At 42.0% G+C, this 18,009-nt stretch carries 6 protein-coding genes; 3 read left to right on the plus strand and 3 right to left on the minus strand.

Annotated features, from left to right (window positions below; translation table 11 throughout):
- Positions 1–8 precede the first annotated feature (8 nt).
- The 3 genes from B9G53_RS09800 to B9G53_RS09810 all read right to left on the minus strand — a co-directional run bounded on the left by B9G53_RS09800 (position 9) and on the right by B9G53_RS09810 (position 7,022).
- Complete coding sequence (locus B9G53_RS09800; RefSeq protein ID WP_094531656.1) at positions 9–4,328, minus strand: SDR family NAD(P)-dependent oxidoreductase; 4,320 nt, start codon at positions 4,326–4,328, stop codon at positions 9–11.
- Between the two features lie 126 nt (positions 4,329–4,454).
- Complete coding sequence (locus B9G53_RS09805) at positions 4,455–5,963, minus strand: SGNH/GDSL hydrolase family protein (protein WP_094531658.1); 1,509 nt, start codon at positions 5,961–5,963, stop codon at positions 4,455–4,457.
- 39 nt (positions 5,964–6,002) lie between these two features.
- Positions 6,003–7,022: a hypothetical protein gene (locus B9G53_RS09810; RefSeq protein ID WP_094531660.1), complete on the minus strand. Its 1,020-nt coding sequence runs from the start codon at positions 7,020–7,022 to the stop codon at positions 6,003–6,005.
- Between the two features lie 193 nt (positions 7,023–7,215).
- Here B9G53_RS09810 and B9G53_RS09815 point away from each other — a divergent pair, with 193 nt between their 5' ends.
- The 3 genes from B9G53_RS09815 to B9G53_RS09825 all read left to right on the plus strand — a co-directional run bounded on the left by B9G53_RS09815 (position 7,216) and on the right by B9G53_RS09825 (position 17,767).
- Positions 7,216–7,974, plus strand: a complete 759-nt coding sequence (locus tag B9G53_RS09815) for a thioesterase II family protein (protein ID WP_094531662.1) — start codon at positions 7,216–7,218, stop codon at positions 7,972–7,974.
- A gap of 399 nt (positions 7,975–8,373) precedes the next feature.
- Entirely contained in the window at positions 8,374–13,113 is a 4,740-nt protein-coding gene (locus tag B9G53_RS09820; RefSeq protein ID WP_094531664.1) for a type I polyketide synthase, read from the plus strand.
- Complete coding sequence (locus B9G53_RS09825; protein WP_094531666.1) at positions 13,106–17,767, plus strand: type I polyketide synthase; 4,662 nt, start codon at positions 13,106–13,108, stop codon at positions 17,765–17,767. Before B9G53_RS09820 ends, B9G53_RS09825 begins: the two co-directional genes overlap by 8 nt.
- Positions 17,768–18,009: the final 242 nt, after the last annotated feature.

Below are 18,009 nucleotides of genomic sequence, written 5' to 3' on the forward strand. Positions count from 1 at the left end.
GTGATCGCTTAATTTATGGGACTCTTATTCTTATACAACCTAGCTTGAATTTCTGTAGGTGACATTGTGCTGATCTTTTCGCGCAGTTCTGCAACTTTGTGAATATAGTTTGGTGCAGGAGCTTGGCTAGTTAGAGAGTTGATAACTCCTGCTATAGTTGGCGCTTTAAAAAAAACAGATAACTCCAAATCTAGTCGAAATACCTCTCGAATCCGTGAAGTTACTTGAGTAGCCAATAGAGACTGTCCTCCCAGCTCAAAGAAATTATCATTAATACTAAGTTGCGATACTTTGAGAATATCCTGCCAGATTTTAGCAATTTGCCGCTCGGCTGCATTGCGTGGCAAAATCCTTTCGGCTTGGTCACGATTAAATAATTTATCTTGATCAAGTAATTTTTGACGGTCAATTTCTCCTGTACTGGTCAGTGGTATCTGATCAACCTGTACAAACCTACATTTACTAGAAGTATTAAAGGCATCAACTATAGCCAGAGAATTTAGGCGATCGCTAAGCATAGATGGAAATTCTTGATTAGCGATTTCAATTGGGCTTTCTAAAAAAGCAGTTAATCCGTATAGGTTATAAGGCTCTTCCTGTAAATATTTACGGATGAATGAGTTAGTTGGTTCTAAACCAATCATGGCTTGAAATTGCCTATGATGTAGACAACTAATAAAAGATTGAATTCCCTGTAGTGGAGTCAAAGTATATCGACCTTTAGTGCGAATGAGTTCCTTCATTGCATATCCTTGGCTCATCCCCACCTCATCCCACATACTCCAAGCAAAACAGTAACTAGAGTGCTGGTGATGTCTCTGGTGGTTGTTAAATCCCTCTAGAAAAGCATTGGCAGCGGCATAGGCTCCGAGCATCGATCCACTAAAGTAGCCAATGATGGAAGAGAAACTAATAAAAATACTGTTGGGATTATCTTTTAATAGCTGGTTTAATACCCAAGTACCAGCCATTTTAGGGCTTAAGATTTTGGCGATCGTGTCTGGAGTCTCATCAACTAAAGCCGCTTCATGATAAAGCCCTGCTAAATGAATGATTCCATCCAGATTAGATTGCCACTGCTTTTGGGCTTGAGCAATTGTAGATTGAAGCATCTCGAAATCGGTGATATCGGCTGCTTGATAAATAATCTTGCTATGGCGATCGCTTCGATTATCAATTTGTTCAAGGGTCTGATAAGCAAGGATTTTATTAGAGATATGGCTTGATTGTTGTATGTGTTCTGCCCAAAGGTTTCTAGGGGGTAAAGGCGTTCTTCCCACTATAAGTAAACGGGCTTGATATTCTCTTCGCAGATATTTTGCGATTTCTAAGCCAATACCACCTAATCCGCCTGTTAGTAAATAAGTTCCACCCTGTTTAAAAGGAATTTCTTGCTTTGGCGATTGTGAAAAATCAACTCTGGCTAACCTACTCACAAACCGTTGCCCATCTCGGTAACTAATCTCTAGTTCTTTGGATAATGTCGAAAATTCTTGAAGAATAAAGGCGGTATGGTTTGATAGGCTTTCGCCCGAATGAGACAGGTCAATGTGCTGGCAATTGAGCCAAGGTATTTCAGCAGGAATTGCTTTGGTAATACCAAGTAATGGGGTCTTTGCATAGGCGATCGCCTCATTATCTATTACTGCTTGAGCATGACTAGAAACGACTTGTAGTTTAATTGGGGCTTGATTAGTCTCTTGTACAAGTGCTTGCACTAAGAACAGCAAACTATATAATCCATATTCTTGAGCTTGTTCCAATTCTTCTAGGCTAGATATCTCGTATCTCGCTTCGCCATAGCTCCACAGGTGGAGAATGTCTGTCAGGGCTAAATTATCTTTGGCTAAGCTATCTAGTAGTTGGCAATAGTGGCTAGCATTATTAGGCGCGATCGCATAATGCTGAGAGCTAAATTTTGTAAACTCACTGCCAATCTCGACCTTGATGCAGGTTTGACCTTCAGAGGTGAGAATTTGAGCGATGGACTCACCGAGACCCAGAAGATCTAAGAAAATCAACAATGTCCGACTGATTTTGGGGATGGCGTAAGGTCTAAGCTCTTGGCGATGCCAAACTTTACGAAAGAACCAGTCAGGGATGGTATTACTATTCGCCTCAAGGATGTCAAATTTCTTAATGACGCGCTTAAATTCACCATCCTCAAATTGTTTTTTGAGTAGCGATCGCTGAATTTTGCCAATCGCAGTTTTGGGAATTGTTGCTGATTCAACAGGGATTACATAATCTGGGTAAATACCTGAAGATTGTAATATCCGTTCACGAATTGATTGCATCAGCTTGATAATAGCGGTCTCATCTTTAGCGATCGGACTAAAGAAAATCACTAAGCGATCAGTATCTCCACCATCTCTAACACCTACTGCGGCTGTGTAAGAAGTAGCGATTCCTTTTATTTCTTCGACAAATCTTTCTATTTCATGGCTATAGTAGTTAATACCATTAATGATAATCACATCTTTTTGGCGACCTGTAATAGTTAAGCGACCTTTACGCAATATTCCTAAATCGCCAGTGTTAAACCAATTATCTGTCGTAAAAGCTTCTTGATTGGCTGTAGAGTTCCGATAATACCCACTGGTAACCATCAATCCTTGTACTTGCAAAGCTCCAATAGTTCCTTCATTTACAAGATTTCCTTTTGAATCAACAATTCTCATGGAAAATTCGGGAATAGCTACGCCTACCTCAGCAAAAGAATCATGATCACTAGTCAAATCTAAACTAAAACGTTTTGAGTAAGTTACAGCAGAACAAGTTTCTGACATTCCCCATGCTGGGTGCATCGCAGTTGTTGGGAGTCTATAGACTTGCAGTTGCTCCAAAAAAAGCCTAGCTACTTTGGGTACAACAGCCTCACCTGCATTTAAAATAAATCTCATTGACGATAAATCCCATAACTTGGATTGATTCCCATCAAGACTCTTATTCACCAAGCCATAGGCAAAGTTAGGAGCCCATGTAATAGTTGCACGAAAGCGATCAATCAAGTCCAACCAGCGCAAAGGCTCACTTAGTATAAATTCTGTTACTATATGAATTTGCTGACAAGCTAAACAAACATCGCGGATATGGAACATAACAATTCCACCAACGTGATCGAGAGGCATCCAATTCAGAGAAATGTCCTGACTAGTAAATTGATTCATCTGGATGGTGGCAAATGATCGCTTCAAAATACTTTGATGCGTTTGCATAACTGCTTTAGGATTACCAGTACTTCCAGAAGTTAACAGGAGAATTGCTAAATCATCTGGTTGGCTATGATGATATTCTAAATATGGTGTCACTAGGAGAAGATTCTCAATCTCAGCAATTTGGACATTACGCATATTTAAGATACTAGTTACTGAATGGATATCAGCCACTAAATGCCGATCTGTTAAAATAATTGGGTGATCGAGAAGTTCCCATGTATAGTGCAGTTTTTTAACATTGTTATTTAATTCTTGATAGCTATTTGCAACGGATAGAGGAACTGGAACAAATCCTCCGAAAATACAGCCCCAAAAAGCAGCTAAGAAATCAGAATTATCTTTTAATTGAAAGAGAACCTTATCTTGAGGCTGTAAGCCTAATTGACTTAATCCTGCCATTACCGATTGAGCCTTTGCCAGTAATTCCCCATAGGTCTGTTGAGATTCAGTTCCATCATCAGTAATATACGTTATCCCCTTATCAGGAGATTTGCTAGCAGCTTGCTTCAGGGCTTCCGCTAGATTTAAAGGATTGTCTGGAGCTAATTGAAGTAGTCCACCATGACTAATTGCTAAGCGATCGCTTTTAATCTCTATCCCATCATTAGACCGATCAGAAATCGGCTCAATTCGATTTGGTGCATGAACACTTCGAGAGCCAACCCAGTTCGGTAAAAGATCTGATAGATGGAGAGGAAAGTTTTGGGTAGGGCGATCGCTCACAACTACAGCTACTTTTTCTATGTCAGGTTGTTGACTGATCAGGGCTTCCCATTGAGTAGCAAGGTGATGATCAACTACAGGAATATTTGCTAATGCTAATTCGTCTAGTTCTCCCAATGGATTAAATGGCAAGGTTACTAGAGGAATAAAAACATGGGGAATCCATTCTAAAGGTATTACATTTTGTAAATATCTATGAATTTCTTTAATATCGAATAACTGTAAGGCTGTCACCACATAGGCTACCAGTTGATCTTGTTTTAACCTCACAATTGCTGATCTAATCGCAGGCTCAAGCATTAAGGCTGTTTCAACTGCTCCTAAACAAGTTCTCAGTTGGTCTATAGGCAGACTTGTAGATGGTTGCTTTCCTTGAAAATCGAACATGCTAGATACCTAAATTTGAGCAGGAGGAAACTTTTAAAATTTTTAGATAGCCCTAAATAAGGCAATATATGTTGCTTTATTAGGTTTTAATGCAACACTTTGCTCTGTCCGTTGCGGTCTTTAAGTTTAATAAGAGACTTCTATAAGAGTAGATGTTGGATTGAATGTCGATGCCAAAATATCGGGTAATAAGGTATTTTGAGCAAAATTGGATTGATTGCCCAAAGAAACCAAGATCGGGTCAGCCGCACTAAGATTATTGACTTGCGGAGTGGAAGTGAGAACGGAAACAAGTGCACTAATACCTAACCCAAGATGACCGATGGCTGTGGGATGGATTTCATCCCAGAAAAGATGGGTATTAGGATCGCCAACTATAGTACCTGTTGTAGCATCAAAGCTGGGTTCAGTGATATTGGTAAGCCCTAACTGACTGGGATTTGCTGCGATATTGTTAAGTAAACCATAGAAGTCTAAAGGAATTAAATTGCTCTGGGGTAGTAGATTCTCCAGCCCTGCGATCGCCTCATTAAGTAATGTATTATGGGCGATCGTTAAATTACTGAGTCTGGTCTCAACTTCGGCTCCACCTTTTAAGGCCCGTGGCGTAATTCCTAAATCAGGTAAATTGGGTATTAGGAAGTTACGCGCTCCTTGACTGTAGAGCGCTGCGATCGATAATGCAATATTACTAACAGATTGATTTGGCTGTAAGGCATTACTAGGATCTAAATAATCATTACCCCCTGCAAAAACAACATATAGAGCGTTAGAGTCAGCAGTCTTTCCAACACTAATGTGATCGTTGATAAACCATGCTACTTGTTGTAATACACCAGGAATTAAGCTGCTAACTGTACCTGCTAGCCCACTGTTAACGCCAGTCTGAGCGCCGCCAAAGGCAAAGTTAACGCTTTGAGTGGTAGTAGCACCATTAAAAAATGGACTGACACTTAACTCACTATTAACCAAGGCGAATGGCGAAGAAAGCGGTATAGAAGGAGAAAGTACACTCAGTTTCGTAGATATCTGTATCGGCAATCCTAAACCTGCGGAGAGATAATCAGTCCAAACAGGTCCATTACTAAATCGACCTTCAAAATAAGGAGAATTAGGAACGATGGGAATTTGTGGCTCCAGACTATTGGCAAACTTTGTAATATTAAAAATATTGCCTTGATCGGAGAGGCTATCTCCAAAAATATACAGCTTACTAAAAGAATTACTAGCCTGAGAAATAGAAGAGCTAAAAGGAGTGCCTAGATTAGACTGGTTTTGTGTAGGAAAAACTGTGGTATCAACTACAGGACTAGAAATTGCTGTTGGAGCAGCAAATATGGTCTGAGGAGACAGAACTATATCAGTAGCATCAGTGGTAGAAGTATCATTGGCAAAAGTATCAGTATCAAACTGATTATTCCTTTTAACCTTAGGTTGGTCAAGAACTGAAATGTTTGTAGGAGCTAAATCAAGATCTAGGCGGACTTTCACTTCTCGTTTATCTGAATAGCTGCGTTTTTTAAAGGATCTTTTAAATAATTTATCATTAGCTTTGAAGACTTCATTGAAGACATCAGAGACATCATTGAAGCCAAAAGTCTTGTTGGATATTACAGGGAATGGATTAAAGCTCATATTTTCAAGAATTCCTATAGTGACATTTTTTTATAAAACTTAAAAAAGTTTCAATAGCCGTGCTTTTAACTTTGAGGCAAGATAATACAAAGCTATAAAACCCGCATTCAAAACTAATCCAGCTTTAATTTTTTGCAAAATGAGATATCTAAAAAACTGGCTTTTGGTCATCCATTGTTCCTTAGGGAATGTCTTGCTAAACTCAATAAACTGGTCAGCATCCTTCCCATTGATATTAAATTGCCTAAGTCTATGATGATCAAGGTAAGCGAATATAACTTGATAATTGGCTATATTATTCAACATCATGGTGAATTTGCTCAGTCCTCCTCGAACTAGCTTAGCTTTAACAATTTTATCCTCACTACTAGTTATGCGGATAGAAAGAGCAGTGCGTAATGTCTCGGCATCTTGCGTCCTGTGGATTACATCTCCTCTAATTAAAAGTAGATCTCCAGCATTCAGGTAAGGGATTTCCGCTATATCTTCAATACTGTAATCTAGTATTCCTAATTTACCGCCATCGTTATCATTGTAAATTGTGGTTTTGTGCTTTTCTACTTGATAACGGGTCGCACCTCTGTTCAAAATCCGTTTATAGATTTCTGGACTTCTTACCTGTAAACGATCAAAAGGAACAATGCACAAGTTTGATTTGCTGACATCGGGCTTAATAATCGGCATGTATAGATTTAGATAGTGATAATGATTTTGAGTAAGGTAATAACTCTCATGATCTTGATGCCAGCCAAAGGATTGATTGCCCTCGGTAGAAAAGTAAGCACCACCTACTAGCAAATCTGCTTGGATATTGGTTTGCTCTCTAACACTATTACTAACCTCATTAAACTTTTGGGCAAATTTGTCTAAGGTTTGCTGTGATATTGCCCCTAGTCGATAGTTCTGATTTTTGGGTAGTCCTTGGCAGTCTTGGGTAGAGATATCCTTCCTGAATACTTCTAATTCTTCTGATGACAAAAAAGCAGGGATTACCACATAACCCTTAGATTCTAGATCTTTGTAATCTCTAGATAGAATGCTTAGGTTGTTAGCTAGCATAGTAAATTTAGGGAATAAGTAAAATGGCTAAAAAATGACAGATCCTTGTATGGTTGAAGTTTATTGAATAGAAATTTTAGGCTAATACTATAGGCGATCGCTAAAATTATCAAGAGTACTAGTTTTTAGACGTAGTGAAACTAGCTAGTTATGATAGTTTACAATTCTAAATTAGAAAATCTAATATTTGTCTATGTCTGATCTAAAAATTAATAATCCTTGGATACTACAACCAAAGTTAAGTCATTCAACATCGTTAAATTTAATTTGTTTTCCTCCGGGAGGTTGTGGAGCCTCTATCTTTAATAGCTGGTCAAAATATTTGCCATCTGGTCTAGCGATAAGTGCTGTTCAATTGCCAGGGCGAGAAACACGATTTAAAGAAGTTGCTTTTAGTAATATGGCACTATTAATATCTGAATTACTAATAAGCCTTTTGCCGTATGTTAAAAATGTGCCATTTGCTGTATTTGGTCATAGTGTCGGGGCTTTGATTGCCTTTGAGTTTGTACGCCAACTTTACCAAAACCACTTACCATCTCCCGAATATTTAATAGTTTCTGGTCGTCGCGCTCCACATATTCCACTTGATAAAATTTTACATTTACAGGCAGATTCAGCTTTGATTGAGGAATTACGACTTATTGGAGGGACTTCTAATCTAATTTTGGATGATCCAGAATTAATGTCATTGTTTTTGCCTATTGTTAGGGCTGACTTTACTATTAACGAAACCTATCAAGTATTCAATGAATTCTCTGTAAATTGCCCAATTTTAGCGATGGGTGGATATGATGATCCTTTAGTTAATCAAGATTTTCTGGAGCAATGGCGGCAATATACAACTGGAGAGTTTGAAGCGGTAATGCTGTCTGGTGGACATATGACATTTAAGGAGAATCCGCAACCTCTACTTGATGTTGTTGTGCGTAAGTTGGTAAAGAATATTTAATAGTTTTTCTAAGGGCATAGTTGCGATCGCTAGATTATTGTAAAAATTGATAAAAATCTTCACATGTGGGCGCATCATGTATAAAAATTTACTTGTGTAGATGTTCGCAAAAAGGTTTCTGAATCTATGATATAGGCGATCGCTTGCATTAAGCCCTAATGCTCTTTATTGCCAAATGGAACAATAAAGTTTCTCGTAATCAATCCGCAATTTGGCGGAGATTTACCGATGAAACCTACTTTTGATTAATGGCAGTATGGATTAATAATGCTACGCTATGATGCTATTGTTGTTAAAAATTTGTAGATCGTTTAGTTGTATTCAGCAGACAATTCAACTTGAAGTAGCTAGAGAAATAATTCTGCAATATTTTCTTGTAAAGAGATTGTAAAAAGCTCTATGCCAAATCAACCAATCCCATCAACTGGGTTAGATATTGCGATTATTGCCATAAATGGTCGATTTCCCAAAGCAAATTCAGTAGCTGAGTTTTGGGAAAATCTGCAAAATGGTGTGGAGTCTATTAGTCAAGTTAGCGAACAAGAGCTTTTATTGACAGGAGTAGCATCCAATCTCTTTAGCGATCCTAACTACGTTAAAGCTGCTTCTACCTTAGATGATTTTGATTTGTTTGATGCTAATTTTTTTGGCATTAATCCAAGGGAAGCGGAATATATGGATCCGCAAAATCGCTTGTTTTTAGAATGTGCATGGGAGTCTCTAGAGATCGCGGGATATGATCCTGAGCGCTATGCGGGCTTGATTGGTGTTTATGCTGGCTCTTCGGAGAATACCTATTTAATTAATCATCTTGCTCAAATTGGAAAGGCACAGATTACCGATGGTGGATGTCGAGGTTTTTTAGCGACGGGAACTTCCTATAAGTTAAATCTTAAGGGTCCCAGCTTATATATTCAAACCTTTTGTTCTACTTCCATGGTAGCTATTCACTTAGCCTGTCAGAGTTTGCTGAATGATGAGTGTGACATGGCTTTGGCGGGTGGGGTGTCAGTGAGGATACCCCATCACATCGGTTATCTCTATGGAGAGGGAGGCATTACTTCTCCTGATGGACATTGTCGGGCGTTTGATGCCGATGCTCAAGGTACTATTTTTGGTAGTGGTGTCGGAATTGTTGTTCTTAAGCGTTTAGAGGATGCGATCGCCGATCATGATCATATAGAAGCGGTGATTAAAGGCTCAGCGATTAATAATGATGGCTCTTTGAAGGTAAGTTTTGCGGCTCCTAGTGTGGATGGTCAGTCGGAGGCGATCGCCGAGGCTCTGGCGATCGCGGATATCAATCCTGAGACGATTACCTATGTTGAGGCGCATGGGACGGGGACAAATATTGGCGATCCTGTGGAGATTATGGCGCTTACTCAAGCTTTTAGGAGTTATACCCAGAAGCGCGGATTCTGTGCGATCGGGTCATTAAAAAGTAATATTGGGCATTTGGATGCAGCAGCAGGTGTCGCTAGTTTAATTAAGACCGTATTAGCTTTGAAACACCGCAAGATTCCACCTACACTCCATGTCAAAACTCCCAACCCTAAAATTGATTTTCCCAATACGCCTTTTTATGTGAATACTTCGCTAAAAGATTGGATCACCCCCCAGGGAATGCCTCGTCGGGCGGGAGTTAGTTCGCTAGGTGTGGGTGGTACTAATGCCCATGTGATTGTAGAAGAATCTCCGCAAATTGATCGGATTGAGAAGATTGATCAGACGGAGCGAAGTTCGCGATCACATCAACTTTTATTACTTTCTGCGAAGTCGCTAGCGGCTCTAGATCGGGCGACCCAAAATTTAGTTAAACATCTTCAAGATTGTCCTAGTTTAGATCTGGCTGATGTTGCCTTTACGCTCCAAGTCGGTAGGAGAACCTTCGGTTATAGAAAAATGTTAGTTTGCCAGTCTGCGGCATCGGCGGCAAGGGATTTAGCCGCACCAGAAACATCGCCGACTTTAACTCAATTTCAAGATTCGCAGGATCGCCCGATTGTATTTATGTTTTCGGGGCAGGGTTCTCAATATGTGAATATGGGCAAGGAGCTTTATCAAGAAGAGGCTGTGTTTCGACAGCATATTGATTATTGCGCTTCCTATCTCTATAAACCCTTAGGACTTGACTTGCGGGATATTTTATATCCATCTGAGGCAAATCTGGCGATCGCGGAGCAGCAACTCAAACAAACAGCGATCGCCCAGCCAGCCATATTTACGATTGCCTATGCGATCGCGCAGTTATGGATGCATTGGGGTATTAAGCCTCACGCCATGATCGGGCATAGCATTGGTGAATATATGGCGGCTTGCTTAGCAGGGGTATTTTCGCTAGATGAGGCGCTAACCCTTGTCGCCCAGCGTGGTCGGTTAATGCAGCAACAGCCCACAGGCGCAATGGTAGCCATATCGCGATCGCCACAGGAAATCAAATCATTCCTCAATGCGGATATTTCATTGGCGGCGATCAATAGCCCTACGAATTGTGTGGTTTCGGGAACAACGGAGGCGATCGCATCCCTAATCGCGATTCTGACTGAACGAGAAATTGAGCATCGTCCTCTGCATACTTCCCATGCTTTCCATTCAGCGATGATGGAACCTGTGGTTAGTCCCTTAGTGACTGCCTTTGCTCAAGTGCGTCTACAGGCTCCCAAAATCCCCTATTTATCGAATGTTACGGGCAAGTGGATTACTGACCTAGAAGCAACTTCGGCTAGCTACTGGGGACAACATTTACGGCAAGCTGTGCGGTTTAGTGAGGGAATGCAGCAACTTTTGGAAGATCCCCATGCAATTTTCCTAGAGGTGGGAGCAGGAAATACCCTCAGTAGTTTGGCGATGCGTCACCCTGAGCGCAAAAATGAGCATCTAGTTCTGACATCTTTACCCCATCTTAAGGATCATCAATCCGATGCTGGTTTTGTAATTAAGACCCTTGGGCAGCTTTGGCTAGCGGGGACAACTATTGATTGGGAAAACTTCTATGGGGATGAAGAACGCTATCGAGTTGCCTTGCCTACCTATCCCTTTGAGCGTCAACGCTTTTGGATTGATGGCGCTAAAGTATTACCCCAAGACAATCCAATTCAAAATCTTCGTCAGAGTTTAACTAAGAATCCCGATCAGACTCAGTGGTTCTATATTTCCCTCTGGAAGCAAACGGTATTTCCAGCCCTAGAGGAGATGAGAACAGAAGCTGATTCGCACAATCTATCAAAGCCCTGTTGGTTGATATTTGCTGATAGTTTAGGGCTGTCTACAAAATTGGCGGCTCTATTACAACAAAGCGATCACGTCGAAATTATTACCGTAAATATTGGTAATCAGTTTGGTAAAGTGACTGAAAATAGCTATGTGCTTAATCCCCAACATCCTCAAGACTATGGGACATTGCTCAATACTTTGCAAGCGATCGGTAAGCAACCGACTAAAATTTTGCATCTCTGGAATGTATGGGATCACCCTATAAATGCAGAATTTGCACAAGCACAATCTCTCGGTTTTTATAGCTTAATCTCCATTGCTCAAGCTCTAGATAAATGCCAAATACTCGATCCTATAGAAATAACTGTTGTCTCTAATAATCTGCATTCTGTATTAGGCAATGAAACTATCTGTCCAGCTAGAGCGACTTTGTTAGCCCCTTGTAAAACGATTCCCCAAGAATATCCCCATATCCGATGCCGCAATATCGATATCACGGTGACAGAATCTGCATCTTATCAAAGCGATCGCTTCTTATCTCAACTGTTACAAGAAATCACCAGCACAAACCATGACGCGATCGTTGCCTATCGTAACTACCATCGCTGGACGCAATCCTATGAGCCGATTCCCATTAGCCAAGCTCAGCAAGCAGTTCCCATAAGGCAAAAAGGTGTTTATCTAATCACAGGCGGCTTAGGCAGAATTGGGCTAGTCTTAGCGGAGTATCTAGCGCGGAATTTCCAAGCAAAATTGATTTTAATTGGGCGATCGCCTTTTCCTGAACGCCCAGAATGGGATCTCTGGTTGACTACCCATGCTCAGGAAGATCCGATTAGCCAAAAAATCGAAAAATTACGCCAGTTAGAGAACTTAGGGTCAGAAGTGTTGGTGATGAGTGTTGATATTACCGACAAGTCGCAAATGCAAGCTGCCTTAATTCAAGCAGAATCAAAGCTTGGAAATATCAATGGCGTAATTCATGGGGCTGGAGCTTTGCAGAGTGCTAAGTTTTCGCAGATATCGGCGATAGAAACTCTAGACTGCGAACAACAATTTCAACCTAAAGTTTGTGGACTGCTGGTTTTAGAGGAGCTATTAGGCGGCGGAACGCACCCTGAAGGGAATCGCCATCTTGACTTTTGGATTTTAATGTCATCTTTAGCAGCAATTTTGGGAGGTTTAGGAATGACTGCCTACGCCGCCGCCAATCTGTTTATGGATAGTTTTGTAATTGCCCAAAATGACCCAAAGTGGAAAAGTTTAAACTGGGATACTTGGAACATTGAAGAAGCGAAAAATGCAGAATCTAGCAAAGGTTCTAGTCTATTAGAATTTTCGATGACCGCGACAGAAGGCACACAAGCCTTCGAGCAAGCCCTAGCGATGTCTTTTACGCCGCAAATTGCGATCGCCGTCGCCGATCTGCCCAGACGCTATGAGCAATGGATACAGCCTAATGCTTGGAAGCTAAGAGACTCTGCTAGTAAACCTGCCGAAGAGACTGGTGATAAAGTTCTCTATGCTCGACCAAATCTGTCAACCGCTTACGCCATGCCTAATACTCAAGTTGAGCAAATAATTTCCACTATTTGGGAAGAATTACTAGGTATTAAACAGATTGGTATTCATGATAATTTCTTTAGTCTCGGAGGAGATTCATTTCTCCTCATTCAAGCCAAGCAAAAATTGCAAACTGCGCTCTCTCGTTCGATTCCGACCGTTGATTTGTTTGAATATCCAACGATTAGTTCCCTCTCGACTTATCTGAGTCAAGCCGAAGCTAATCAAGCTAGCTCTAGCTCAACGAAGCCCGAAAAAACACCACTAAAAAATATTAGCGATCGCGCTAGCAAACAACGTGTAGCAATGGAGCAGGAAGCTAATCAACGTCTAAGCCAGCGCAGGAGTAGAGATAATGGATAACATTATGGATGAGCAGATGAGTCAAGATCATTTAACAGGAATTGCAATCATTGGTATGGCAGGGAGATTCCCTAAAGCCAAGGATATTGCTCAGTTTTGGCAAAATCTCCGTAATGGCGTAGATGGAATTACTTTTTTCTCCGAAGAAGAGTTGATCGCTGAAGGAGTGAGTCCAGAAATTTTTAATCAGCCCAACTATGTCAAGGCTGGTGCGGTGTTAGCGGATATCGATCAGTTTGATGCTCAGTTTTTTGGCTATAGCCCAAAGGAAGCCGAATTGATCGACCCCCAACAGCGATTATTTCTAGAATGTGCTTGGCAAGCGCTAGAGAATGCTGGCTACTCGACAAATAGTAGTAAAGAGAAAATCGGTGTATATGCAGGGGCAAATTGGAGTACTTACCTGCTATATAATCTCAGCCTGAATCCCAATCTATTTGCAGAAGGTGGCTGGGGCGCAGGAATCGGTAATAGTCGCGATTTCTTGGCAACGCGAGTTTCTTATCAATTAAATTTGAATGGATCAAGCCTTAATATTAGTACTGCTTGTTCTACTTCATTAGTATCGATCCATTTAGCCTGTCGCGATCTCTTGAGCTATCAGTGTGATATTGCTTTAGCAGGAGGAGTCAGTATCCGTACGCCACAGCAGGTTGGCTATGCCTATCAATCGGGAGATATCTTTTCATCCGATGGATATTGTCGTCCTTTTGATGCTAAAGCCGATGGCACGATTTTTGGTAATGCTGTAGGGATTGTGGCGTTAAAGCGTTTAGAAGAAGCCGTTGCCGATCGCGACTATATCTATGCGGTGATCAAAGGCTCGGCAATCAATAATGATGGCTCTTTAAAGGTCGGATATACCGCCCCTAGTGTATCTGGACAAGCGGAAGTGATTGCTGAGGCTCAGGCGATCGCAGGGATCAATCCAGAGACGATTTCCTATATCGAAGCTCATGGTACGGGGACAAATTTAGGCGATCCCATTGAAATTCGAGCCTTGACCCAAGCCTTTCAAGAACAAACTGCCAAGAAAAGATTTTGCGCGATCGGTTCGGTAAAGTCAAATTTTGGTCATGTGGATGCGGCTTCAGGGGTAACAGGATTAATCAAAACAGTTCTATCTCTTCACCACCGTCAAATTCCTGCCACCCTCCATTTTGAGCAACCCAATCCTGATATTGATTTTGCCAATAGTCCCTTTTATGTGAATACAACTCTTAGGGATTGGCAACGCTCTGGTAATCATCCCTTGAGAGCAGGGGTAAGTTCCTTTGGAATTGGTGGCACAAATGCCCATGTGGTTTTAGAAGAATCACCTGTAATTAAAAATTCTGATCGCCATGATTCCGATCATGGCGATAAATTATTGCTCATATCAGCGAAAACAGAGACAGCGTTAAATGCGATCGCCCAAAATCTCGCCATCCACCTCCAACAGAATCGTAATCTTAACCTAGCGGATGTAGCCTATACCCTCAGCCTTGGGCGACATCATTTCGAGCATCGGCGGATGTTGGTATGTCGCAACGTCGATGAAGCGATCGCCAGTCTAACTGATCCGCCTTCTCTCGCAAACTCCAGCCACATCAAGAGCGATCGCCAAGCCTCCGTGGTATTTATGTTTTCGGGGCAGGGTTCGCAATATGTAGGTATGGCACGGGAGCTTTATGAAAATGCCCCTGTTTTTCGCGAACATCTTGATCGCTGTTGTGAACTCCTAAACCCATTGCTAGGCTTAGATTTACGGAAAATCTTGTATCCGCCGCAAGCGCAGACCTCAGAAATGCAAGACAGATTACAGCAAACAGCGATCGCCCAACCTGCCATATTTGCGATCGCCTATTCTCTGGCACAACTATGGCTAGTTTGGGGCATTAAACCGATCGCCATGATTGGGCATAGCATTGGTGAGTATGTGGCGGCTTGTTTGGCGGGAGTATTTACTCTCGAAGAGGCTCTCAACTTAGTTGCCATGCGTGGACGCTTAATGCAGCAATTACCTGCGGGAGCGATGCTAGCGGTTTCTTTAAGTGAAGCGGAAATTCAACCACTAATTGCACAAAATGCCGAACCAGATGTAGCGATCGCTGCTCTCAATGCGCCTAATCTTAGTGTAGTATCAGGGACATTTGCAGCAATCAATCGCTTAGAGCAAGAATTAACTACAAGGGGCATAGATTGCCGTCGTCTGCATACTTCCCATGCTTTCCATTCGGCGATGATGGAGCCAATGCTTGCTGAATTTCAAAGCCATCTCGCCAAGGTTCATCTACATCCACCTCAAATCCCCTATATTTCCAATGTCTCTGGGAATTGGATTACTCCTGCCGAAGCGCTCGATTCTAGCTATTGGGTTAAGCATATTCGCCAAACTGTGCGCTTTAGTGATGGCATCCAGCAACTATTTAATAATCCCGCACAGATTTTATTAGAAGTTGGGGCAGGGAAGACTTTAAGTACCTTAGTGCGTCGCCATAGCCAGAAGCCATCCGCGCAAATGGTTCTCAATTCTGTGCGCCATCCACAGGAGCAATCCTCTGACTTCACGCATCTGTTAAATACTTTAGGTCAATTATGGCTAGGCGGCATCTCCATTGATTGGTCAGTTTTCTATAGTCATCAATGGCGACATCGCTTGCCCTTACCCACCTATCCCTTTGAGCGTCAAAGATTCTGGATTTCTCCACCAGCAAAAGCCACCATTACTACTTTTACTAATTCTCTTGCTGACCAAAGATTAAACCTTGACGCATGGTTCTATGCACCAGTTTGGAAAAGCGCGATCGCCAATCCTGCAAAACCCCAAAAACTCGAAAAAGACTTCTGGCTAGTTTTTCTCGATCCAAGCCCTTGGTCGGATCTACTGCTGCAAAAACTACGCCAGACCCAGCCAAATCTGATCACCGTGGCGGCTGGAGCGACAGAATTTACTTGTTTAGAAACTAATTCCTATAGCATCAACCCTAACTCTGCTAGCGCCTATGGAGCCTTGCTCGATGATTTAATGAAGAGCGATCGCAAACCTAGCCGAATTCTCCATTTCTGGAATGTCACTGCTGTTAAGGAAAATCCTTCTATCGACGACACTTTAAGCAGAGGTTTTTACAGCCTGCTGTATCTTGCTCAAGCCCTTGGTAAATATACTTGGGAGGAAGGTTTACAAATATCGGTAATTTCCAATCAGATCCAAGCGGTCACTGAGGATGAATCTTTACAACCCGCAAAGGCGACAGTATTGGGCACTTGTAAGGTGATTCCCAAGGAATATCCCCAAATTCAATGTCAGAGTATTGATATCGTCTTGCCAGTCAATAACGAACAGAGCCATAATCGCTGGATCGATCAAATCCTCTCTGAATTGGCAGAACCCATCAAAGATCCGATTGTGGCATATCGTGGCAATCGCCGATGGTTGCCTACCTATGAGCCAGTTCAATTAGCACAACAGCAAGATCCTCCAAGGCTTAAACAAGGTGGCATTTATTTGATTACAGGTGGACTAGGTGGACTAGGGTTAGTTCTTGCCGAGCATTTAGCCAAGACATTTCAAGCAAAATTATTGCTTATTGGTAGGAGTGCAGTCCCTGAGCGATCGCAATGGACAAGTTGGCTAGACACCCACGCCATCAACGATCGCACTAGTCAACAGATCCTGAACCTGCAAGAGCTAGAAGCCATTGGGGCTGAGGTACTGGCGATCGCTGCTGACGTTACTAACTTGTCACAGATGCAAGTAGCGATCGCCAAAGCCGAACAGCAATGGGGACAAATTCAGGGAGTCTTCCATACGGCAGGAGTGGCTGGAGGTAGAGTGATCCAACAAAAATCTAGTGCGGAAGCTGCCAAGGTGATGGCTCCAAAAATTCAAGGAACTTTGGTGTTAGAGCAAATTTTCCAAGATCAACCCCTTGACTTTTTTGTTCTCTATTCATCCTTAACCGCAGTATTAGGAGCCTTTGGTCAGGTCGATTACTGTGCGGCAAATGCTTTTCTAGATGCCTATACCTATGCTCATAGCTTAAAGAAAACCAAATTTGTCACCAGCATTAACTGGAATGCTTGGCGAGATGTCGGTATGGCTGTGAATACAAAAAACACCCAAGCATCAGCAAAATTCCAAGCCCTGCAACAAGAAAGTCTCAAATATGCGATCGCTCCATCGGAAGGTTTAGAGGCTCTAACCCGCATTTTAAACAGCACGCTATCACAGGCGATCGTTACCCCGCAGTCCCTAGAAAGTCTCTGGGAACAAACTTCCGCCTTTACCGATCCTAAATCTTCAGATTTAACTAATGAATCCCCTACCACCAGCCAACTCTACCCAAGACCTCGGCTAAATAGTATCTATGTCGCGCCTAGTAACGACACCGAAAAAGCGATCGCTGCAATTTGGCAACAGCTATTAAGGATTGATAAGGTCGGTATCAATGACAATTTCTTTGAATTAGGAGGTGACTCACTATTAGGTGTGCAATTGATTGCCCGTTTAAACAAAGAACTGAATGCTCAGGTTGCCGCCCATAGCCTTTATCAAGCCCCAACAGTTAGTAGTATTGCGGAAATAATTGCCCCATCAAGCGACCAAGATGCTTCAGTCAAAGTACCTTCACGTGGCGATCTCAGGAGGGCGCGAAAAATGCAAAGACCCTAAAGCAAAAGTTGCCAAAGATCCCCCTCAATCCCCCTTGTAAAGGGGGAAGAAGATAATTCTCCCCCCTTTACAAGGGGGGCTGGGGGGGATCTAGACATCTCCTCTCCCTAAGTAATTTACTGGAGTCTAGACTAAGTTGATTAAGAAAATCAGAAAAAGAGCAGGAAGAAGCAACCCAGAGAATGGAGAACTGAGCAAATCCAAGAGAATGAAAAGGAGAATATTTAGGATTAGGTATTAGG

Source organism: Pseudanabaena sp. SR411 (assembly GCF_002251945.1).
In the GTDB taxonomy this organism is placed as follows: domain Bacteria; phylum Cyanobacteriota; class Cyanobacteriia; order Pseudanabaenales; family Pseudanabaenaceae; genus Pseudanabaena.

Excerpts from the sequence above, each read along its gene's own strand:
- B9G53_RS09800 (WP_094531656.1), bottom strand. The coding sequence starts at position 4,328 with ATGTTCGATTTTCAAGGAAAGCAACCATCTACAAGTCTGCCTATAGAC.
- B9G53_RS09805 (WP_094531658.1), bottom strand. The coding sequence starts at position 5,963 with ATGAGCTTTAATCCATTCCCTGTAATATCCAACAAGACTTTTGGCTTC.
- B9G53_RS09810 (WP_094531660.1), bottom strand. The coding sequence starts at position 7,022 with ATGCTAGCTAACAACCTAAGCATTCTATCTAGAGATTACAAAGATCTA.
- B9G53_RS09815 (WP_094531662.1), top strand. The coding sequence starts at position 7,216 with ATGTCTGATCTAAAAATTAATAATCCTTGGATACTACAACCAAAGTTA.
- B9G53_RS09820 (WP_094531664.1), top strand. The coding sequence starts at position 8,374 with ATGCCAAATCAACCAATCCCATCAACTGGGTTAGATATTGCGATTATT.
- B9G53_RS09825 (WP_094531666.1), top strand. The coding sequence starts at position 13,106 with ATGGATAACATTATGGATGAGCAGATGAGTCAAGATCATTTAACAGGA.